Raw genomic sequence first — 20,503 nt, forward strand, 5'->3', positions numbered from 1 at the left:
ATAGTGGGGACACATACTATGGGTATGCCGAAGAAAAAAACCGGCATCATGGACTGGCTAACGACAGTCGACCATAAAAAAATCGGGGTTCTCTATATCATCTCTGGATTGTTTTTCCTTCTGGTTGGTGGCGTAGAAGCCTTAATGATTCGTTTTCAATTGATTAAACCGATGAACGATTTCGTCAGCGGTGAATTATTTAACCAGTTGATCACGATGCACGGTACGACCATGATCTTCCTGGCAGCCATGCCGATGTTGATCGGTTATATGAACGCTGCTGTTCCGCTTCAAATCGGCGCACGTGACGTTGCGTTTCCGTTTTTAAACGCACTTGGTTTTTGGTTGTTCTTCTTCGGGGGAGTCTTGTTGAACCTGTCATGGTTCTTCGGCGCAGCTCCGAACGCAGGGTGGACAGCATATGCACCGCTTTCAACTGTTCCAGAATCACTCGGGGTTGATTTCTACTCACTCGGGTTACAGATTTCTGGTTTCGGTACACTCATGGGGGGGATTAACTTCCTCGTTACGATTTTGAACATGCGTGCACCAGGTATGAAACTGATGCGGATGCCGTTGTTCACATGGACAGCATTCGTTGCATCAGCATTGATCGTTTTCGCATTCCCACCACTTACGGTCGGATTGTTCCTCTTGACGTTTGAGCGTCTGTTCGGGGCACATTTCTTCGATCCGGCGGCCGGTGGTAATATCGTCATCTGGGAACACCTTTTCTGGATTTTCGGTCACCCGGAAGTATACATCTTGATCTTACCGGCCTTCGGTATCTTCTCTGAAATCATTCCTACATTTGCGCGTAAACGTCTCTTCGGTTACACGACGATGGTCTTTGCGACAATGTTGATCGGTTTCTTAGGATTCATGGTTTGGGTTCACCACATGTTCACAGTCGGACTCGGTCCAGTTGCGAACGCAATCTTCGCGGTTGCGACAATGGCGATCGCCGTTCCGACCGGGGTCAAAATCTTCAACTGGCTCTTTACGCTATGGGGCGGTAAGTTGACGTTCCCGGTTGCGATGCTTTACTCGGTTGCTTTCATCCCATCATTCCTTGTTGGTGGTATGACAGGGGTTATGCTTTCTGTTGCTCCTGCCGATTATCAGTACCATGACAGCTACTTCGTAGTTGCCCACTTCCACTACGTTATCGTTGGTGGGGTTGTCTTCGGCCTCTTCGCAGGTCTGTACTACTGGTTCCCACTCATGTTCGGGAAACAGCTCAACGAGTTCTGGGGTAAAATTCAATTCTGGTTGTTCTTTATCGGCTTCCACTTGACGTTCTTCCCGCAACACATTCTCGGTCTGACTGGTATGCCACGTCGTGTCTTCACGTACTTGCCAAACCAAGGCTGGGAAACAATGAACTTACTGTCATCAATCGGAGCAGCCTTCATGGGTGTCTCGACAATCGTTCTTGTCGTATCCATCGTTGCAGCATTGATGTCAAAAGAATACGTTAAACGTGACGTCTGGGGCGACGGTCGTACCCTCGAGTGGACGCTTCCTGTTCCAACTCCAGAGTACAACTTTGCACAGATTCCACTTGTTAAAGGTCTTGACACATACTGGCTCGAAAAAATGGCTGGAAACAAAACGGTTTCGGTTTCGGAAGAAGTCGGCGATATCCACATGCCGAACAACTCGATCCTGCCATTCGTCATGTCAGTCGGTTTATTCCTTGCCGGTCTCGGATTCATTCTTCGCCTTGACTACGGTACAGTAGGTCTGATCATCGCCTTGATCGGTCTTGCGATGACACTCTTCGCAATGTTCCTCCGTTCTTGGATTGACGATGAAGGATACTACATCCCGAAAGCGGAAATCGAAAAAGATCTACGCCTTGAAGCTGAAAAGGAGGCGAAGTAAGATGGGACATCATTCAGTACCAAACAACCCGATCACGGGTATTCCGGATCATGTTGAAAAAGCAACACTTGAGGGTAAGAATAAATATGTAGCCTTCTGGTTCTTCCTTGGAGGAGAGACGACATTGTTCGCTTCTCTCTTCGGGACGTACATCGGTTTGCACAACTCTGGTGCAAAAGAAGGATTACGCAGTTACGATATTTTTGAAATGGGTCTTGTCTTCATCATGACGATGCTCCTTCTCACAAGTTCACTGACAAGTGTTCTTGCGATGATGGCGATGAAACGTAATGATGTCAAGAAAATGAAAATGTGGTTGATCATCACACTTGCACTCGGTTTAGGGTTCCTCAGCGGTGAGATCTATGAGTTCAATCATTATTACCACATTGGTCACACGTTTACTTCAAGTGCTTTTGGATCAGCCTTCTACACACTCGTTGGTTTCCACGGAGCACACGTCTTGTTCGGTCTCCTCTGGATTTCGACATTGTTGATCCGGAACTGGAACCGCGGCATTACGGTTGTCAACGCACCGAAATATTATGTTTCAAGTCTTTACTGGCACTTCATTGACGTCGTCTGGGTCTTTATCTTCTCAGTCGTCTACCTCATGGGGATGGTGAAATAAGATGGAAAAACACGAGCCGCAATTAACACGTAATCAAGTTGAACTCGAGATGAAAGCAGATCGCAGCCGCGAGATGCAATTACAACTCACAAGTTTTGCTTTGATGATTTTTCTCACACTTATTGCTTTTGGTGCGGTCATGGCAGAACTCATGCCACACTGGGCAGCTGGTGGATTCTTAATCATCATGGCAATCGTTCAAGTTTACTTGCAACTTTATATGTTCATGCACATGAACAATAAAGGCAACACATGGATCAAAGTCATGATGGCACTCGGCGTCTTCGTCGCCTTGACGATTGTCGCGACACTCCGTCTTTTGATCTGGTAATCAATTGTGACCATTCTGCTAACGTTTAGCAGGATGGTCTTTTATTTTGGAATCGTTTTATGAGAAACCTTTACAATGAAATAGGGGAACGGTAATCTTAATCTGTAGGAAAAAGGAACGGGGTGAAAAACATGTTAGGTAATTTAAGGGGATCCTTATCACAATTCGACTGGACCGTTTTATGGAGTCCATACTATGCATTACTTTTAATTGGTATATATGTTTTATACGCTGTATTGACGGAAAAAATCCGTCGACCTGATGAAGCGGAGACGACATTAGGACAAAAGTTTTCGATGCTTGCGGCTTTGTTTGTCTATTACATCGGTTTTGGCAGCCCGCTTGATGTCTTGGCCCATATCACGTTCTCTGCTCATATGTTGCAGATGGTCTTCGTGTACATGGTGGCACCGCCGCTCTTGATGATTGCGATTCCAGGGTGGGTGTTCAAACGGTTGTTTGAGGTGCCGTATCTTGGACGGACATTACGATTTTTCATTTTGCCGTTGATTGCACTGATTTTGTTTAATTCACTGTTTACGTTTTATCACATGCCCTTCATCTTTGATTACGTCCTGACGAACTATACGGTGCACCGGATTTTCCACGGGACATTGATTTTCCTCAGTATGACGATGTGGTATCCGATTATCGCACCGGTCAATGAAGAAGACAGCTTGTCGGATTTGAAGAAAATGGTTTATATCGTCGCCAATGGTGTTTTGTTGACGCCGGCGTGTGCCTTCATGATCTTTAGTCAAAGTTTCCAGTACGACGCCTATCAGGATCCGGCAACATTCGCAAAAGTATTAGCCTACTGTATGCCGAATAATGATTTGAGTGGACTCAACATGGAACGACTGTTCGGAACAACAAAAGATTTGCTCGAAGACCAGCGTTTTGGTGGGGTTCTCATGAAACTTGGTCAAGAGTTAGTGTATGGGCTGTTCTTTGGTCTGACATTCTTTACTTGGGTCAGACGTTCTAAAAGTACTGCTGTCGATGAAGGTATGTCCTTCTCGCCAAAAGCGGATTAAATTGGGGGAAGTTGGAACATGAGTTATTTGCCGTTGATTTGTGTCTCGTTGATTGTCATCAGTGCGATTTTTGTCGCAATCGGTTGGTTTTTGATTGCGCAGACACGCCGGAATATGAAAGCACACCAATTCGTGATGACGATTGCTGCTGCATTAGCCTTACTATTCTTCATCATGTACGCGTTACGGACGATTCTGCTCGGTAACACGGCGTTTGGAGGACCGGATACGGTCAAACCGTACTACACAGGATTTTTGATTTTCCACATCTTGCTCGCGACATCAGGTGGTGTCCTTGGACTGATGGCTCTGTTCTTTGCCTATAAGAAAAACTTTGCAAAACACCGTAAAATCGGTCCGAAAGCATCGGTCATTTGGTTTTTAACGGCGATTACAGGTGTGATCGTCTACTGTCTGTTATACGTGGTCTACGAGCCGGGAGAGACAACAAATGTGTTCCGGGCCGTCTGGAACCATTAAGGAGGTCTTGATTTGAAGAAAAACAGTTATTTGACTGTCGCCGCAGTCGTGTTGATTTTAGTAGCTGCAGCAGGCGGGTATTATTACTTCTTCATGAAAGAAAAATTACCCGTCATCGCGGAGCCGACACCATTTGAATTGACGAATGCAGTCGATGGGAAACAGTTTAGTTCGGAAGATGGAAAAGTCAAAGTACTGACGTTTTTCTACTCGAACTGTCCGGATATCTGTCCGTTGACGTTAAACGATTACCGTAAACTCGAAAAGCAGTTACGTGCGGAAGAGTTGTACGGAACAGATGTCGAACTGGTCGCGGTCACGGTCGATCCGAAAGTAGATACACAAAAAGTATTGAAAAAGTATGCTTCGAACTTTGAAGCAAATGCAGAAGGCTGGAAAGTATTGACGGGAGATGATGTCGTCATTGATCGTCTGACACGCCAATTGAATTTCTATTATTCAAAAGCAGAAAGCGGCTTAGTCACACACGGTACGCAGATGTTCATACTCGACCGGGATAATAAAGTCCGGGCAATCTCTTCAATGGCAAAAACGACAGACGAACCGGTCGACTTAGAGGAAGTAATGACATCGGTCAAACAACTTGCGAAGGAGTGAATTCCGTGATGAAACAGCAGTATCAAGTAACGGGCGCAGTAACGGTCTCGGTTCAAGCGATTGAAGAACTTTTACTCTGTACAGTCCTTGATTTCGGTGCGACGGTAGCCCGGATCAAACGGTTATCCGGAGATTCGGTTTCGTTCAGCTTGAAAGTCCAGGTCGACGCCACACGGCTTCCGGACTTGTATCACTATTTGCGTGAACAAGTAAACATCCAATTAGGGGAAGATGTGCTGGACTATCTTCAGTTGGTAGCCAAGTAACCGGGACTCCTCGATTTCAGTGGGATATCCGTAAAAAGTAAAGGAGGCACTTTCTCGATTCGTGAGAAGGTGCCTCCTTTTTAGATAATTGTTACGCAATAAAAAAATCAAAATCCACGAAAAGTGAATTTTGATTCGTTGAGTGCTTATTTTTCGAGTGTTTCAAGCAATGCAGTTAAGCGGCGCTCGCAGTCTTTGACGATCTCAGGAGGGAACTCCTCATCGTATTCGACGCCGTGCGGATAGTAATGTTTTCCGAGTAACGGTGTCAACATCCGAACGACTGCTTGACGGTCTTCGATCTCACCTTGGATGGCATAGACCGGAATACGGAGGTAAAATACCTCGCCCGTCGATTGTTTTTCGTATTTCATGTCATACATGGCACGCTCATAATCCCATTGTCCTTCGCGGACGAAACGGTGATGCGCCATAATCGTTTCGAGTAACCCGAACTTCATTTCCTTATTTTCGATTCCGAACTGTTCAAACTTCATGTGTGAATCCCCCTATACCCCAGTTTGCTAGTGTACACTAGTCTTTCCAAGCTATCATACCATAATGAAACTACCGATAAAGAAAAAGTTGTGAAGTCAATTTGAAGAATTCATGAACTTCCGTATTTTCGCTCAACGTATTCAAGAATCGTATCCGGTGCATGGATGCCGAGGTGATTTAATCCTTCTCCGCCGAAGAAAACGTTAAATTCAAGCACATAAATATGACCGTCTCGGAAAATGAGATCAAATCCGGCATGATCGATATCGAGTTGCTTGGCGAGAGTCAGCACAAAATCAAGTGCCTCCTGTGGAATGTTCTCGAAATCAAGGACACCCCCTTGAGCGACGTTATTCAAAAACTCGGTACCGCCGACCCGCCAATAAGCAGCGAGAACCTGATCGCCGACGACGACGACACGTAAATCCTTTTCATTCGGAATATATTCCTGTACATAAAACGTATCATGTTGCGCCACGTATTTATCCCAGTCCGCGTCATTTTTGATCAGATGGACGCCTTGACCCATGGAACTGCGGACGGTCTTGGCGACGAACGGAAAACTGAACTGATCGAGCACACGGGAAATCGTGAATTCGTTTTTTCCGTAAATTTCTGTCCGGGGAATATTGTCGGGAATAACGGTTTTGAAAATCCGTGTCATTTCGATTTTATCGTGCCCTAAATGGAATGTTGCCGCTGACGGGAAAATCGGTTTTTTCATTCCGTAGATAATAGAATGGATCTGCCAATATTCCGGAAACAAGATAACATCTGCCTGGGCGATTTTATTTAATGAATCAAAATGATAATCCGACTTCGCATGCTCGGTTTTGATACCAATCGTCCGGAACATGTTAAATGATAAAAATTGCATACAATTCATTCCTTCCTTCTGAACAAATTATACACAATTCAGCGTGCTAGGAGCGAGATAAATGTTATGATATGATGGTTAAGTTAAGGAGGAGATTCGTTGTGATTTATTCAGATAAAACAATCGGCCTCATCAACGCAGCGGAAGACCTTGCATACTCTCTCTCGCAAAGCGAAACAGGTCAAGCATATAGATTAGCAAAACAGGCACGTGCAAACTCAAGACAAGCACAGGACGTCATTCGTGATTTTAACCGCATTAAGGAAGAATACGAATTGGTGCAACGATTTGGCCGGTATCATCCGGACTATCAAACCATCACAAAAAAAGTGCATGAAATTAAACGTGCGCTTGATTTACAGGAAGAAGTCGCACAGTTTAAGAAGGCGGAGAAGCAATTGGAAACGCTCCTCGGACAAGTCAGTCTCGTCCTGGCCGGACAAGTCTCTCCTCAAATCAAAGTACCGACCGGAAATCCATTTTTCGATCAGGGATGCGCAGGCGGGTGTTCGACTGGCGGAAGCTGCAGCTGTAGCGGTTAAGAACGACACAAGGGAGGAACGGTGTGTGATCAAGGATCGAATCGGACTTATCGTCTATGTCAATGCGTTGAAGGCGTCACGTCAATTGCGTCGGTTCGGAAATGTCTATTTCACTTCAAAACGGGAACGGTACGTCTTTTTATACGTTGATTTGGAACGGCATGAACAGATAGTTGAACGGATTACGGAACTGCCGTTTGTCGAGAGCGTCATTCGATCAGAACGGCCGTTCATCAGTGAAACGTATGCGAATAAAAAAGGTAAGATACAAGAAGAAGTCTAACAGGCAGAGCGATGAGGTCATCCTCGTCGCTCTTTTTTGAAAGGATGAGAAGGCATGCGGGTCATATCAGGAGAACGAAAAGGTACACGAATCAAAGCGGTCCCGGGAGATCAAACGCGACCGACGACAGATAAAGTCAAGGAATCCTTGTTCAATGTCATCGGACCGTATTTTGACGGAGGGAAGGCGCTTGATTTATTTGCAGGAAGCGGGGGTCTTGGAATCGAAGCTTTATCCCGGGGATGCGATGAAGCTGTTTTTGTCGATCAACATTTTAAAGCGATTCAAACGATTAAAGAAAATTTACAAACAACACGTTTGACGGAGCGGAGCCGTGTTTTAAAAAAAGACGTGACGGTGGCCTTGGCGGAACTGGCGGGCGAATCGCCTTTTAAATTGATTTTTCTCGATCCCCCGTATGCGAAGGAGCAACTCGCCGAGCAAGTGGCCTACATAGAGCAACATGACATGCTGACGGACAATGGCGTCATTGTTTGTGAGCATGGATCAGAAACGGAGTTACCGGATGTCATCGGTCGTTTGCAGGTCATCAGACGGCTGCAGTATTCTACGGTCATCTCGATTACATTGTATGAATTTACAGAACTGGAGGAACAAGCATGAAACGAATCGCCATCTGTCCCGGGAGTTTTGATCCCATCACGAACGGACATCTTGATATCATTGAACGGGCAGCACCGATTTTTGACGAAATCATCGTTGCCGTATTAAACAATTCCTCCAAACAACCGTTGTTTTCAGTTCAGGAACGGATGGAGCTGATTTCAGAAGTGACGGAACATTTACCGCATATTAAAGTCGATGCTTTTAACGGGCTACTTGTTGATTATGCTTCGACGGTCGGAGCGGATGTCATCGTCCGTGGCTTGCGCGCCGTGTCGGATTTCGAGTATGAGATGCAAGTCGCCTCCATCAATAAAAAAATGAATGATCAAATCGAGACGTTATTTATGATGACGAACAACCAGTATTCGTTTTTAAGTTCATCGATCGTCAAGGAAGCAGCCAAGTATGGAGCATCGGTCGCCGGTCTCGTTCCTCCTGCCGTCGAAGAAGCATTACGTCATAAATACAGCGAAGGAGAATTAAGATGAAGGCTTGGAAACCGGCACTAGCCGCTGTCCTCGCAGCGATGATTGCTTTTTTTGTTCCGCTTCCGTATTTCATTTCCTATCCCGGGGACGCGACATCGACAGAGCAACTGATTGACGTCAAAGGGGCGACAAAAGAACCGGGTGACCTGATGATGCTGACGATTGCCCAGCGGCGGGCGACGCCCTATTTTCTCGTAGAGAGCCTGTTCCTGCCGTTTGCGGACCGTTCGAGCGTCAGTGACTATCTATATGACGGGGAGTCGGATGCGCAGTATGAGAAACGTCAGAAGCTTTACATGGAAGAAGCCCAGCATAACGCGACGATTGAAGGGTATGAACTTGCAGGGAAAAAAGCGACGGTCGACTTCAAGGGGATTTATGTATCGGGAATCATTCCGGATGGTCCGGCAGACGGAAAGTTAAAAGCCGGGGATCAGATTACGACGATTGGCGATAAAGCGATTACTTCGTTGAGCAGTTTCATGAAAACGATCAGCAGCAAAAAAGCAGGAACGGAAGTAAAGCTGACATACCTGCGAAACAACAAACAACGACAGACGAGCATTACCGTCAGTCAGCTGACAAAGGAATCAGAGCGGGTCGGACTGGGGATTTATGAACCGCTTCCGATATCTTCCGTAAAAACGGATCCGGAAGTCGATTTTAACGTCAAGGATGTCGGCGGTCCATCGGCCGGAATGATGTTCACGCTCGAAATTTACGATCAACTGACAAAAGGTGATTTAGCCAAAGGATATAAAATTGCCGGAACCGGTACGATTGAAGAGGGCGGAAAAGTCGGTCCGATCGGCGGAGCGTGGCAAAAAGTTGTCGCGGCAGACGAAGCCGATGCAGAAATCATGTTTGTCCCGGCAGGTGAAAATTACAAAGAAGCCAAACCGTCGGTCAAAAAAATCGAGACGAGTATGAAACTCGTCCCGATCAAGACAGTGGAAGATGCACTAGATTATTTGGAAACACTGCCGGCAAAATGAGCGAAGCGGCGATGTTCTTCAAGCCTGTCATAACGAGCCAAGGGCACAGCGTATGCTGCTGTGACTTGGCTTTCTTTGATGAGCCAGGGATGTTTCTCGAATGTCGAGATGACCGGGATACGCTGTTTGATTTCACGTAAGGCGAGACGCCCGTTGTCATTGAAGGCCAATGGGCGGACGTAGTCGATCTGGTCGAAGGCAATGTTTTCGAACTCGTGTGATTTAGTGGACGTCAACAGGTAGATCAGAACACGTTGCAGGCTGGTCCGGGTGTAACGACGTGTTTTAACAGCCGTCATGAAGTTGTCGAAAGTCTCGTTTTTACGTGCTCCTTCAATCAGGCGCGGGGCCAATGAGGAATCAATCCCGTTAAATTGCATTAAATCATCGAGAGGGGTTGTCAGAAGGCGGTGGCGGATAAAAGGATAGTAGGGCTCGAATGAAGCAAAGACCGCATTCCGCAGCGTCTCAGCGGTCAGTTCCGGTAAACCGATCAATGAGTGATGCGTTGCGTGATAAGCACGGATTGCCGTGGCACTCATGATGTCACCAGTGGAAAGATCATGGTAGCCGCTCCCGATGCGTTTTGTCGTGTGCAAGGTGATCGTCGAGGCAGCCCGTGCGTAATAATATCCGAGTGTATTATTTGGTGTCGTCAAGTCCAGTGTCGTCGTCATCTCCCGGAATGCTTGACTGGCGGCTGTTGCAGACGATAATCCACGGGCTAACCCTTCCTGCATCAGTTCTTGATAACGCGGAGTCGCTTCCTGGTTTTCAGCAGCAGCCTCGATGAACGGCTCCAATTGACCGCATTCACTCCCGAACGATAAACTTTCCGCACCGATCGTCTCGGCAATCGTGACTCCCCCAAGGGCGAACCGGTCGGCCCGTTGGACGGCGAAATAAAACGGAAGTTCGAGGACGAGATCGATTTCGCCGCTCGCGACAGCCGCCTGCGCCCGGGTCCATTTGTCTGTAAAAGCCGGTTCACCGCGCTGTGTAAACGTTCCGCTCATGATAGCGACAATCAAATCAGCGCCTGTTTCTTGACGTGCGATTTTTGCTTGATAAAGGTGTCCGTTGTGAAACGGATTGTACTCAGAAATAATTGCAGTCATTCTCATGAAACTTTCTCCTTTGCAAACCGAATTAAGTGCGGTAATATGAATGAAGACGTCCAAAAGTGTTCGTTCTCTAGCGATTTCAGTGTAAAGAAAAAACATTGACAAAACAAGATGTCCTCTCTATAATTCATATTGTTGCAATTGAGGTGATTCGGATGAAATGGTCCCTGATGCAATTGAATAAATTGCGCAATCTGGGTCAACTTCAGGTTAACGAGACGATTGAGCTTCCTGAGCTTATCGCCCTCCATCCGGATATCCGGGCGGTGCAACCTGTGCACGTTCGTGCAAATGCATCGTTTACATCGAATCAATTAATATTCAATCTCCGGATTACAGGCGAAATGACGCTTCCGGATGCCCGGACGCTGAGTGACGTCGCGTACCCGTTCGAGATTGAATCCATCGAGTCGTTCCTGCTCGAGGTTGATGCTGTTCCGAGTGATTCGGATGACATCAACTTACCGAACGGGAATACGGTTGATCTTCAACCACTCGTGCAAGAATTGATTTTACTTCATGTGCCAGTGCAAGTGCATGGGGATGATGAAGAAAATCAGTTGGTTCAAGGGGAAGGCTGGACGGTTCTCTCTGAAGAAGCGCCAGAAGAAGCTGAACCAAAAATTGATCCGCGACTTGCGGGTCTCGCTCAGTTCTTTAAAAAAGATCAGGATTCCTAATCTTTTCATAAAAAGACGAGTGTATTTTTTCAAGGAGGTGGACAACGATGGCAGTACCATTCCGCAGAACGTCGAAAACACGCAAACGTCTTCGCCGTACTCATTTCAAACTCCGTGTACCAGGTATGGTCGAGTGCCCAAACTGTGGTGAAATGAAACTTTCACACCGCGTTTGTAAAGCATGTGGCTCGTACAAAGGTAAAGAAATCGTCAGCAAGTAAGCTGAATGATCGGTATAAAAGCGACCCTAGAATCGAGCAATCGGTTTGACAGGTCGCTTTTTTTGATGAAAGAAGGAGCGTGGACAGATGAGTCAAGTAGGAATCATCGGTGCCGGATCGATTGGATTATTAATCGCATCCTACCTTGCAGAACAGCACAGTGTGACACTCTATACGAGACAAGCGACAGGGCATGAAATCAAGATTATCCGGGATAATCAAGTCAGCCGACCTGTAGAGGTGCGGCCGCTTGAACAATTCGAGTCACAAGACTTGGTGTTCGTGACGACAAAGTCGTATGATATAAAAAGTGTGATGCCTTATCTGACGAACGGAAAGATGCCGGTCATGTTCTTACAGAACGGGATGGGGCATGTGAAAGAAGCGGAGCAAGTACCGCAGGCGTTGTTCGGGATCGTCGAGCATGGTGCCATGAGAACGGGACGATACGCGGTCCGACATACCGGAATGGGACGGATCCGCTACGGGCGGGTACCCGTCGCGATGCTCGAGGCGACACCGTTGCAGTTTGAGTATGTTCCGGACATCGCGCAGGTTATGTTAACGAAATTATTCATGAACGCCGTCATCAATCCATTAACTGCCTATTACCGGATTACGAACGGTCAATTACTCGAAGCACCTTACGCTGAAAAGGCACACGGTATTTTTGAAGAGTTGCGGAACGTCTTTCCGGAGCATCCGATCAGCTATGAAGAAATCGAACAGGTCATCAGACGAACCGCGCTGAATCGTTCGTCGATGCTTCAAGATATAGAGCAGGGAAGACAAACGGAAATTGAGCCGATTGTCGGTTTTGTCCTGGAACACGCGGTGAATCCGACACCCTTACTGACTTTTTATTTTAATCAGATTAAATCTCAGGAAAAAAGAGGGGATTCGATGTGACGTGGTTTATTATTTTTCCAATCTTCAGCTTAGTTAGCTTATACCTTATTTTTTTGATGGTCTTTCGCCAACACGGAAAAGCAGTCCGGTTGGCGCTTGATTTAGGTACATTCATCGTATTGTATGGAATTCACGTCGCTCTGATTGCCTTGACCGGTCAAAATTATTTAGGGTGGCTGTTAATCGCCGTCCTCTTGATTTTTGCAGTCAATGCCTTATGGCAACGGATCAAAAAGGTGGATGTGGATTATATACAGATGATTCGACACAGTTGGCGGATTACGATCTTGATTGCTCTTCCGGTTCAGTTGACGCTGTTTGGAATCGGAATTCAACAACTGTTCATTCATTGATTTTGTCAGAAAGAAGGGATTTTGTTTGAAGGTACAATCATTTGACGCCTTGTATGATGAAGATTCATTGATGCAGAAAGCTTCCCGTCAAGAATTTTCGAAATACGTTGATCATATTGGAACAGAAGGAATGCAGGCAAGAAGCGGCCTGTTGCAAGAACGGCAGTATCCGCATCTGAATGCGCTTGTCGACGAATTGATGCGGCAAAACCCCCGGCTGAACGACAGCTTGAAGGAACGCCTCGAACTGTTGCGGACAGGTGAGGCGCAAGTCGTGATCACCGGTCAGCAAACGGGAATCTTCGGCGGGCCGATGTATGCCGTTTATAAATTGCTGACCTGTCTAAAGGTTGCCCGCCAAACGGAAGAACTGCTGAATCATCCGGTTCTCCCGATTTTCTGGCTCGCAACCGAAGACCATGATTTTGATGAAATCAATCATCTGATTGTACCGACACATGATTTCCGGACACGCAAACTGGCAATCCAGGCACCGGATTCGATTTCGCGTTCTGTCAGTCGGCTGGCATTTGACCAGACGGCCGTCAAGGATATCGTTCGTCAGGCACTATGTACCGAACGGGAAACACCGTATACAAAAGAGTTACTGGCACTGTCGGACCGGTTAATCGAATCGAGTACGACATACGGAGAGTTTTTTGCTTCGTTCATGGGAGAACTTGTCGATCACGATATCATCTTCTTTGATGCAGATACGGAAGCAGTCCGCCAGCTTGAAATTCCGTTTTTTGAACGATTGATTCAGGACAATGCTGAAATCCGGCAAGCGTTATCGAAAGGCATCCAAGAAACAACCGAGTTGCCGGATACCTTTTTAAACGAAGAAGCGGCCCACCTGTTTGTGGAGGACATCGGACGTGATTTATTGTATCCGGGACAAGATTTTGTGACGAAACAAGGAAAGACCTATACGGAGCTTGAGCTGTTGGCATTACTGTATGCAAGTCCGGAACGTTTTTCAAACAGTGTCGTCACACGTCCGTTGATGCAGGATTACTTATTCCCGACACTTGCTTACATCGGAGGACCGGGAGAAATTGCATACTGGACAAGATTACGGCCGTTGTTCCATCACTTCGATTGGACGATGCCGGTGCTGATTCCAAGGATGGGAGCCGTCATGTTACAGGCACGGGACGAGAAAGGACTTCGGCGTCATGGTCTGAGTCTCGAACAAGTGCTTCATACAGGCGTGCCGCTCGCACCATTTGACGCGGCGGCAATAAAACGGCATTTGCATGACGCAACCCTCTTAGGAACAGTCCTGGTCGAGGAAGTCACGCGGGTCGAACAACAGGAGTTGCGTACGACGGCTGTCGCGACGAAACTGAACAAACAGCTTCAACTTGCCGTAGAGACGATCGTCGATCAAAAGCGACGTCTCCATGAACAGGCGAATCGTTCGGACCGCGCCCTGCAGTATCAGTTGGCACCCGATCATGCACCGCAGGAACGGATTCATTCGATATTGCCTTGGCTGAACCGATACGGTTTGAATTTAGTTCAGACCTTACGGATGCACTATGAACAAACCGAGGCGGAACAATTGAAAATTATGCTCTAAACCTGCGAAATCAGCAGGTTTTTTTGTTTTTTTAACGAAAGATACACAAAAGTTCAAAAAATCAAGGAAACTGTCTCATTTTCGTAACGTTTTCAAGAAAGAATATGATACATTGAAAAAGAGTAACGTCCAGTTTGGACAGTGAAAGGTGAGGCAGCACATGTTTGAGCATGAAACAGTATTAAAATGGGAGTCCATTAAAGGGCTGAATATCAAACCTGACGGGATTTATGTCGATTGTACGTTAGGTGGAGCAGGACACAGTGAAGAAATCGTCAAGCAGTTGACGACAGGACATCTGTACGCGTTTGATCAGGACGATGTCGCACTGGCACATGCAGCAGAACGTCTCGCGGCGTATGAAGGTCGCTTTACTTTAATAAAAAGTAATTTCGTACATTTAAAAGAGGAATTAGAAGCACGATCCGTAACAAAAGTGGACGGGGTTTTATTTGATCTCGGCGTATCTTCTCCACAACTAGACGAAGGCGAACGTGGATTCAGCTACAACTTTGACGCCCGACTGGATATGCGAATGGACCAAACGTCACCGCTGTCTGCGTATGAAGTCGTCAATGAGTGGCCATATAACGATCTTGTTCGGATTTTGTTTACATATGGGGAAGAAAAGTTCTCCAAACAGATTGCCCGCAAGATTGAGAAGGCACGTGAGATTGCACCGATTGAAACGACATTTGAACTGGTCGAGTTAATCAAAGATGCGATTCCGGCACCAGCCCGCCGTAAAGGAGGGCATCCGGCCAAGCGGACGTTCCAAGCGATCCGGATTGCCGTCAATGACGAACTGAATGTTTTTGATCGAGCCGTGTATCAGGCGATTGATTTACTCGCTGTCGGTGGACGCCTATGTGTCATCACTTTCCATTCGCTCGAAGACCGGATGTGTAAGCAAGCATTCAAAGAAAAGTCATCTTTACCTGAGCTTCCGCAAGGGTTGCCGATGATTCCAAAAGAATTTGAACCAGAACTGCGTCTGGTGACAAGAAAACCGATTACAGCAGGAGACGATGAACTCGATGATAATCGCCGGTCACGCTCCGCCAAATTACGAATTGTTGAAAAAATGAAGGAAAGTTGAGAGGAGCATTCAAATGGCAGAACCACTTCGTAAACCGATGCAATCCATGGAACCTGTTCGGCAGCAACCTATCCAAGAACCACGTAAGACGGAAGATATCGCACGTCGTGTTGCGGTTCGTCCAAAATATCGTTTGTATCCATTTGAAAAGTTTTTGTACAGTGCGATGATTGGCGGAATTGTCCTCTTTGGCAGTGTGACGATTGGTGCTCATAACGAAGCTTACAATGTCAGTCGCGATCTCGCGAAAGAAAACCAAGTGACGCAAGAGATGAAAAAAGAGAATGAACGTCTTCAACTTGAAGTGACCAACTTAAGCTCTCCAGAACGCATTTACAAGATTGCGAAAGAACAAGGTCTTGATATGCGAAAAGGGAACATTAAGGTGATTCCTAAATGAATCCACTATCTAAATCCCGACGGAGAGTAGCCTTTGTCATGTTGATATTTGCTGCTCTCTTTTTGGTGTTCATTTCACGCTTTTTATACTTATCGACGACAAAAAAATTCCACGGAGAAGACATGTTGGTCTACGCGGAAAAAAAACGTTGGGAGTCGCAATCGACATTATCGGCAGAACGTGGAGAAATCTTTGATCGGCTGGGTTCACCGATTGCGATCAACATCCCGTCCTATCACTTAGTGGCAATCTACCGGTTGGGCGGAGTGAAGGATCCGGACGAGACAGTGGTCGATTTCAAGAAAACAGCGACCGGACTGGCGCCGATTTTAGGCATGTCGGTGAAAGAGCTGGAAACGTATCTGATTGAAAATAAAGATCGGTCTCAAATCGAATTCGGTAAAAAAGGGAATGACTTGACGGTTGATCAGAAAGAACAGATTGATCGGTTGAAGTTGCCCGGAATTCGATTAATCGAGGAACCGAAACGCTATTATCCGAACGGGATTTTCCTGTCGGATACGCTAGGATTCGTCCAAAAAATTACAGAAGATAACGGGCGGGTTGTCTTAAAAGGACAGATGGGCATCGAAAAACAATACGATGAGGCCTTACGTGAATCGTTTGGCTCCCGTGTCTTTGAAAAAGATCGCAGTGGCGGAGAGTTGGTTCAAGGTACGTCAAAAATCTCAAATGAGCCGAAAGACGGATCCAATCTGTATCTGACGATTGATCACCGGATTCAGCAGGCGCTTGAGAAGCAGATGCAGAAGATGTACAACGAATACAAACCGAAAAATGCGACCGGAATCGTCATGGACGCCAAAACAGGTGAAATTTTGGCAATGACGGATCGTCCGTCATTTAACCCGAATTTACGTGATATGACGGATTTTACGAACTTTGCCGTCTCGTCTCGATTTGAACCCGGATCGACGATGAAGATTTTCACGTTGGCTGCTGCCATCGATGCAGGGGTCTTCCGTCCGAACGAACCTTATAAATCAGGAAGTTACAATTACAAGGGGACCGTCATTAAAGACTACAATGATGTCGGCTGGGGAACGATTCCGATGATTGAAGGGGTTTATCACTCCTCAAATGTCATGTTCTCGATTCTGACGGCTGAAAAGCTTGGAATCGAGCGCTATAAAGACTATTTCAAGAAGTTTCATTTCGATCAAAAAACGGGTATAGATATCTCGGGTGAAGTAAACAGTCAATCTGATCTGTCAAAACCGCTGAATACGCTGATTACATCGTGGGGACAATCGACGGCGGTAACGCCGATGCAAATTCTCCAAGGGGCGACAGCGATTGCCGGAGACGGTGAAATGGTCAAACCGCATATTATCCAAAAAGCGGACCATACGGACAAAGCGCCGTATAAAGCCAAGACAGAAGTAGTCGGAAAACCGATTTCCGCGGAAGCGGCAAAAGCGACCCGGGAAGCACTGGACGGTGTCGTTAACAGTAAAATCGGAACCGGACAGATGTACAAGCTGAAAGATTACCGTGTCATCGGGAAAACAGGGACGGCCCAGATTTCCGAGAATGGGAAATACATCCAAGGGCAGTTCATCCACTCCTTTATCGGAATGGCGCCAAAGGATGATCCGGAATTGATCATGTATATCGCGGTCGACCGGCCGTCGAAAAATGAATCGTCGGTTTCCGGTCCAAGCATCATGAGTCCTGTCTTCAAAAGTGTTATGAATACAGCATTACAGTATCGAAGCATTAAACCGGCGACTCAAAAAGAGTCGGTGGATGTCAAAGCGAAAATCATTCCGAGCTACATCGGGAAAAGTATGAATCAGGCGGAAGAGATGGCGAAAGAGCAAGGTGCCGTACCGGTCGTGTTAGGTGACGGGGTCGAAGTCGTCTCCCAAATTCCGACCCGCGGACAGGAATTCGTCAGCGGGGAACGTGTCCTCTTCAAAACAGGACGGACGTTTAAGATGCCTGATATCACCGGGTGGTCACAACGGGATGTCAAAAAGCTTGTCAGTCTCTATGATTTAAAGTTAGACGTGATTGGTAAAGGTTTTGTAACCAAACAATCGGCGCGAACTGGTACACTAGTGAAAGAAAATGGAAAGCTGACGGTGGAACTCGCTGAACCAAAAGAGTAAGAAACAGCGGTCTCCTGATTTCTGCAGTGAAACGAGGACGGACCGGAGTCATTCGTTGACTTCTGTTCGTCCTCGTTTGCTGTAATCGAGTGGAGGAAATAGTGATGGTGACAATTGCACAGATTGCCCAGTGGCTGGGATTAGAAGAAACCGATACACGGGCTTTAAGAAATTTTGCGACAGATTCAAGAAGTACGCTGACGGAAGGATTGTATATCCCGATCCAGGGAGCACGCGTCGACGGACATACGTTCATCGAGGGAGCAGTTGCTCAAGGTGCCATCGCCACGTTGTGGAAAAAAGGTATTCCGCTTCCGGAGATGGACATCACGGTGCTTGAAGTCGAAGATCCGTTACAAGCGTTACAAATCATCGCCCGACGTTATTTACAACAAGTGGCACCGAAAGTCATCGCTATTACAGGATCAAACGGCAAGACCTCAACGAAAGACATGATTGAAAGTGTCTTGAAACAGTCATTTCGAACGCACAAAACGGCAGGAAACTTTAATTCGGATATCGGAATGCCTTTGACGATCTTGATGATGCCGATCGAGACGGAAGTCGCCGTTCTTGAAATGGGAATGAACGGGTTTGGGGATATCGAGCTGTTATCGAACCTTGCCGAACCGGATATCGCACTCGTGACGAACATTGGGGAGTCCCATGCCGAGCAAGTCGGCGGACGAACTGGAATCGCCCGAGCCAAACTGGAGATTCGCTCAGGCTTAAAACCGAACGGTCATCTCTTCGTAGATGGCGACGAGCCGTTGTTAGGAGAAGTGCCGGCTGAACGGATCGGATATCATGCGACCAATACGTACGTCATTGAACAGGCGGAAGCGACGTTCATCGGAACGACGTTTAAATTTGACGGGACGACGTTCAGCATACCGGTCCTCGGTAAACATCAAGTCCGGAATGCAGCATACGCGATTGCGACAGCAAAAGCACTGGGACTTACCGATGACGTCATCCAGGCAGGATTGAATGACGTACAATTGACACCGATGCGGATGGAACGTTTAATGTACGGGCAAACGGCAATCATCAACGATGCCTATAATGCCAGTCCGACATCGATGAATGCGGCGATTGAAACGATTGCAACGCTCGATGGATTTACGAATAAAGTCGTCGTCCTCGGTGATATGTATGAACTCGGTCAACAAGAACGTCTGTTACACGCCTCTGTCGGGAAGAAAATTGCACTTCCTGTATCCCATGCTATCCTTGTAGGAGGGAAAGGACGTTATATCGCGGATGGAATTGTTGATCCGACCGTCCAAGTTCAATTTGCGGACACGGTCGAAGAGGCAGCACGTCTGCTCCAACCTTTGCTCGGCCAGCAAACCGTTATTTTGCTGAAAGCGTCGCGTGGACTGGCACTGGAACAAATTTTTACATTTCTAAATGAAACTTAATCCTTAAAAGTAGGTGTTTGCAATGATCACATTATTCATCAGTTTAATTATTGCGTTTTTGGTTGTCGTCCTCGTGATGCCAAAAGCGATTCCTTTTTTACACAGTCTTAAATTCGGTCAAGAGATTCGCGAAGAAGGTCCGGATTGGCACCAAGTGAAATCCGGGACGCCGACAATGGGTGGAATCGTCATATTGCTGGCGATGATCGGCAGCCTGCTTGTGCTCTTAGTGATGGGAGATCTGGACCAGAGCCATCTGTCGTTATTGTTCTTGACGCTTGCTTACGGAGCGATCGGTTTTATCGATGACTATATCAAAGTCGTTAAAAAACGTAATCTTGGTTTAAACTCAAAACAAAAATTAATCGGACAAATTGTCGTCGGTCTTTTGTTTGTCTGGTTGAGCGGCGGATTTTCGAGTCAAGCTACGTACCTGGCGATTCCTTTTACGACATGGTCGATTGACTTCGGTATTCTGTATCCGCTCGTCGCGTTATTCTGGCTCGTCGGATTCTCGAATGCGGTCAATCTGACGGACGGACTGGACGGACTCGTATCCTTTACGGCGATTCCGACATTCCTGTTCTTTGGCCTTTACGGTTGGTTTATCGCGGATGAGCCGGGGGTTGCCTTGTTTGCCTTTTCAGCTGTCGGTGCGTTGATCGGATTCCTTGTGTTTAATGTCTATCCAGCTAAAATCTTCATGGGCGATACGGGATCACTGGCTTTAGGAGCTGCGCTTGCCGGTTTATCGATCTTATTGAAACTGGAATTACTGTTAGTACTGATCGGCATTGTATTCGTTGTCGAGACATTATCGGTCATCCTGCAGGTTATTTCCTTCAAGACGACAGGGAAACGGATCTTTAAAATGAGTCCGATTCACCACCATTTCGAAATGGTCGGGTGGAGTGAGTGGCGTATCGTCGGAACATTTGCTTCGATTAGCTTAATCGTGGCGTTAATTGCCTATCTGTTCGTGTAATTGAAATTCGTGGTCAAGAAAGTGAGCG

The 20,503-nt window shown here is 46.7% G+C and carries 25 protein-coding genes; 22 read left to right on the forward strand and 3 right to left on the reverse strand.

The features are described 5' to 3' along the window. Nucleotides 1-18 precede the first annotated feature (18 nt). From ctaD to N7U64_RS01690, 7 genes are all read left to right on the forward strand, one after another. On the forward strand, nt 19-1,887 hold the full coding sequence (gene ctaD / locus N7U64_RS01660; RefSeq protein WP_026827913.1) for a cytochrome c oxidase subunit I: 1,869 nt from the start codon (nt 19-21) through the stop codon (nt 1,885-1,887). A gap of 1 nt (nt 1,888) precedes the next feature. Continuing rightward, nucleotides 1,889-2,518 carry a cytochrome (ubi)quinol oxidase subunit III gene (locus tag N7U64_RS01665; protein ID WP_012370856.1) on the forward strand — a complete coding sequence of 210 codons (630 nt, stop codon included), beginning with the start codon at nt 1,889-1,891 and terminating at the stop codon, nt 2,516-2,518. 1 nt (nt 2,519) lies between these two features. Next, nucleotides 2,520-2,849, forward strand: coding sequence for a cytochrome C oxidase subunit IV family protein (locus tag N7U64_RS01670; RefSeq protein WP_026827914.1), 330 nt, complete (start codon nt 2,520-2,522; stop codon nt 2,847-2,849). A 131-nt stretch (nt 2,850-2,980) separates the two neighbouring features. Then, nucleotides 2,981-3,886, forward strand: coding sequence for a cytochrome c oxidase assembly factor CtaG (gene ctaG / locus N7U64_RS01675; protein ID WP_041261986.1), 906 nt, complete (start codon nt 2,981-2,983; stop codon nt 3,884-3,886). 18 nt (nt 3,887-3,904) lie between these two features. Continuing rightward, nucleotides 3,905-4,366: a DUF420 domain-containing protein gene (locus tag N7U64_RS01680; RefSeq protein WP_012370853.1), complete on the forward strand. Its 462-nt coding sequence runs from the start codon at nt 3,905-3,907 to the stop codon at nt 4,364-4,366. 12 nt (nt 4,367-4,378) lie between these two features. Next, complete coding sequence (locus tag N7U64_RS01685; RefSeq protein ID WP_114595415.1) at nt 4,379-4,984, forward strand: SCO family protein; 606 nt, start codon at nt 4,379-4,381, stop codon at nt 4,982-4,984. Between the two features lie 8 nt (nt 4,985-4,992). Further along, a complete protein-coding gene (locus tag N7U64_RS01690; RefSeq protein ID WP_318928129.1) occupies nt 4,993-5,250 on the forward strand; it encodes a hypothetical protein in 258 nt (85 codons plus the stop codon). A 146-nt stretch (nt 5,251-5,396) separates the two neighbouring features. On the opposite strand, the gene N7U64_RS01695 is transcribed toward N7U64_RS01690, so the two are convergent. After that, complete coding sequence (locus N7U64_RS01695; protein WP_012370850.1) at nt 5,397-5,747, reverse strand: YugN family protein; 351 nt, start codon at nt 5,745-5,747, stop codon at nt 5,397-5,399. Nucleotides 5,748-5,857: 110 nt separating this feature from the next. Then, nucleotides 5,858-6,625, reverse strand: a complete 768-nt coding sequence (locus N7U64_RS01700) for an ATP-grasp domain-containing protein (protein ID WP_234944529.1) — start codon at nt 6,623-6,625, stop codon at nt 5,858-5,860. Nucleotides 6,626-6,726: 101 nt separating this feature from the next. Between N7U64_RS01700 and N7U64_RS01705 the strand changes: the two genes are divergently transcribed. The 5 genes from N7U64_RS01705 to N7U64_RS01725 are packed head-to-tail and all read left to right on the forward strand — an operon-like array spanning nt 6,727 to nt 9,560. Then, nucleotides 6,727-7,167 (forward strand): YlbF family regulator, encoded by a 441-nt coding sequence (locus N7U64_RS01705; RefSeq protein WP_318928134.1) that lies wholly within the window; start codon nt 6,727-6,729, stop codon nt 7,165-7,167. A gap of 25 nt (nt 7,168-7,192) precedes the next feature. Then, nucleotides 7,193-7,450, forward strand: a complete 258-nt coding sequence (locus tag N7U64_RS01710; RefSeq protein ID WP_012370847.1) for a YlbG family protein — start codon at nt 7,193-7,195, stop codon at nt 7,448-7,450. A 54-nt stretch (nt 7,451-7,504) separates the two neighbouring features. Beyond that, the gene (gene rsmD, locus N7U64_RS01715; RefSeq protein WP_318928137.1) at nt 7,505-8,074 is read left to right on the forward strand and encodes a 16S rRNA (guanine(966)-N(2))-methyltransferase RsmD; all 570 of its coding nucleotides are present in this window, start codon (nt 7,505-7,507) and stop codon (nt 8,072-8,074) included. Next, entirely contained in the window at nt 8,071-8,565 is a 495-nt protein-coding gene (gene coaD / locus N7U64_RS01720; RefSeq protein WP_012370845.1) for a pantetheine-phosphate adenylyltransferase, read from the forward strand. The genes rsmD and coaD overlap by 4 nt, the downstream gene beginning before the upstream one ends. Then, nucleotides 8,562-9,560 carry a SepM family pheromone-processing serine protease gene (locus N7U64_RS01725; protein WP_318928139.1) on the forward strand — a complete coding sequence of 333 codons (999 nt, stop codon included), beginning with the start codon at nt 8,562-8,564 and terminating at the stop codon, nt 9,558-9,560. The genes coaD and N7U64_RS01725 overlap by 4 nt, the downstream gene beginning before the upstream one ends. Here the strand turns inward: N7U64_RS01725 and N7U64_RS01730 are convergent. Beyond that, nucleotides 9,533-10,684 carry a nucleotidyltransferase family protein gene (locus N7U64_RS01730; protein ID WP_318928140.1) on the reverse strand — a complete coding sequence of 384 codons (1,152 nt, stop codon included), beginning with the start codon at nt 10,682-10,684 and terminating at the stop codon, nt 9,533-9,535. The genes N7U64_RS01725 and N7U64_RS01730 overlap by 28 nt on opposite strands. A gap of 155 nt (nt 10,685-10,839) precedes the next feature. On the opposite strand from N7U64_RS01730, the gene N7U64_RS01735 reads away from it, so the two are divergent. The 10 genes from N7U64_RS01735 to mraY all read left to right on the forward strand — a co-directional run bounded on the left by N7U64_RS01735 (nt 10,840) and on the right by mraY (nt 20,475). Beyond that, nucleotides 10,840-11,364, forward strand: coding sequence for a YceD family protein (locus tag N7U64_RS01735; RefSeq protein WP_012370842.1), 525 nt, complete (start codon nt 10,840-10,842; stop codon nt 11,362-11,364). Nucleotides 11,365-11,411: 47 nt separating this feature from the next. Then, nucleotides 11,412-11,585 (forward strand): 50S ribosomal protein L32, encoded by a 174-nt coding sequence (gene rpmF, locus N7U64_RS01740; protein ID WP_012370841.1) that lies wholly within the window; start codon nt 11,412-11,414, stop codon nt 11,583-11,585. An 87-nt stretch (nt 11,586-11,672) separates the two neighbouring features. Beyond that, nucleotides 11,673-12,494 carry a 2-dehydropantoate 2-reductase gene (locus N7U64_RS01745; RefSeq protein ID WP_318928145.1) on the forward strand — a complete coding sequence of 274 codons (822 nt, stop codon included), beginning with the start codon at nt 11,673-11,675 and terminating at the stop codon, nt 12,492-12,494. Next, nucleotides 12,491-12,847, forward strand: coding sequence for a DUF3397 domain-containing protein (locus N7U64_RS01750; protein WP_012370839.1), 357 nt, complete (start codon nt 12,491-12,493; stop codon nt 12,845-12,847). The genes N7U64_RS01745 and N7U64_RS01750 overlap by 4 nt, the downstream gene beginning before the upstream one ends. Before the next feature lie 25 nt (nt 12,848-12,872). Beyond that, the gene (gene bshC / locus N7U64_RS01755; RefSeq protein ID WP_318928149.1) at nt 12,873-14,432 is read left to right on the forward strand and encodes a bacillithiol biosynthesis cysteine-adding enzyme BshC; all 1,560 of its coding nucleotides are present in this window, start codon (nt 12,873-12,875) and stop codon (nt 14,430-14,432) included. 160 nt (nt 14,433-14,592) lie between these two features. Continuing rightward, nucleotides 14,593-15,531, forward strand: coding sequence for a 16S rRNA (cytosine(1402)-N(4))-methyltransferase RsmH (gene rsmH / locus N7U64_RS01760; protein ID WP_318928150.1), 939 nt, complete (start codon nt 14,593-14,595; stop codon nt 15,529-15,531). Between the two features lie 13 nt (nt 15,532-15,544). Continuing rightward, a complete protein-coding gene (gene ftsL / locus N7U64_RS01765) occupies nt 15,545-15,931 on the forward strand; it encodes a cell division protein FtsL (RefSeq protein ID WP_012370836.1) in 387 nt (128 codons plus the stop codon). Continuing rightward, nucleotides 15,928-18,066, forward strand: coding sequence for a penicillin-binding protein (locus N7U64_RS01770; RefSeq protein WP_012370835.1), 2,139 nt, complete (start codon nt 15,928-15,930; stop codon nt 18,064-18,066). Before ftsL ends, N7U64_RS01770 begins: the two co-directional genes overlap by 4 nt. 104 nt (nt 18,067-18,170) lie before the next feature. Beyond that, nucleotides 18,171-19,490 (forward strand): UDP-N-acetylmuramoyl-tripeptide--D-alanyl-D-alanine ligase, encoded by a 1,320-nt coding sequence (locus tag N7U64_RS01775; RefSeq protein WP_318928152.1) that lies wholly within the window; start codon nt 18,171-18,173, stop codon nt 19,488-19,490. 22 nt (nt 19,491-19,512) lie between these two features. Then, the gene (gene mraY / locus N7U64_RS01780) at nt 19,513-20,475 is read left to right on the forward strand and encodes a phospho-N-acetylmuramoyl-pentapeptide-transferase (protein ID WP_318928155.1); all 963 of its coding nucleotides are present in this window, start codon (nt 19,513-19,515) and stop codon (nt 20,473-20,475) included. Nucleotides 20,476-20,503: the final 28 nt, after the last annotated feature.

The sequence above is a fragment of the Exiguobacterium sp. K1 genome (assembly GCF_033721435.1).
Taxonomy (GTDB): Bacteria; Bacillota; Bacilli; order Exiguobacteriales; family Exiguobacteriaceae; genus Exiguobacterium_A; species Exiguobacterium_A artemiae.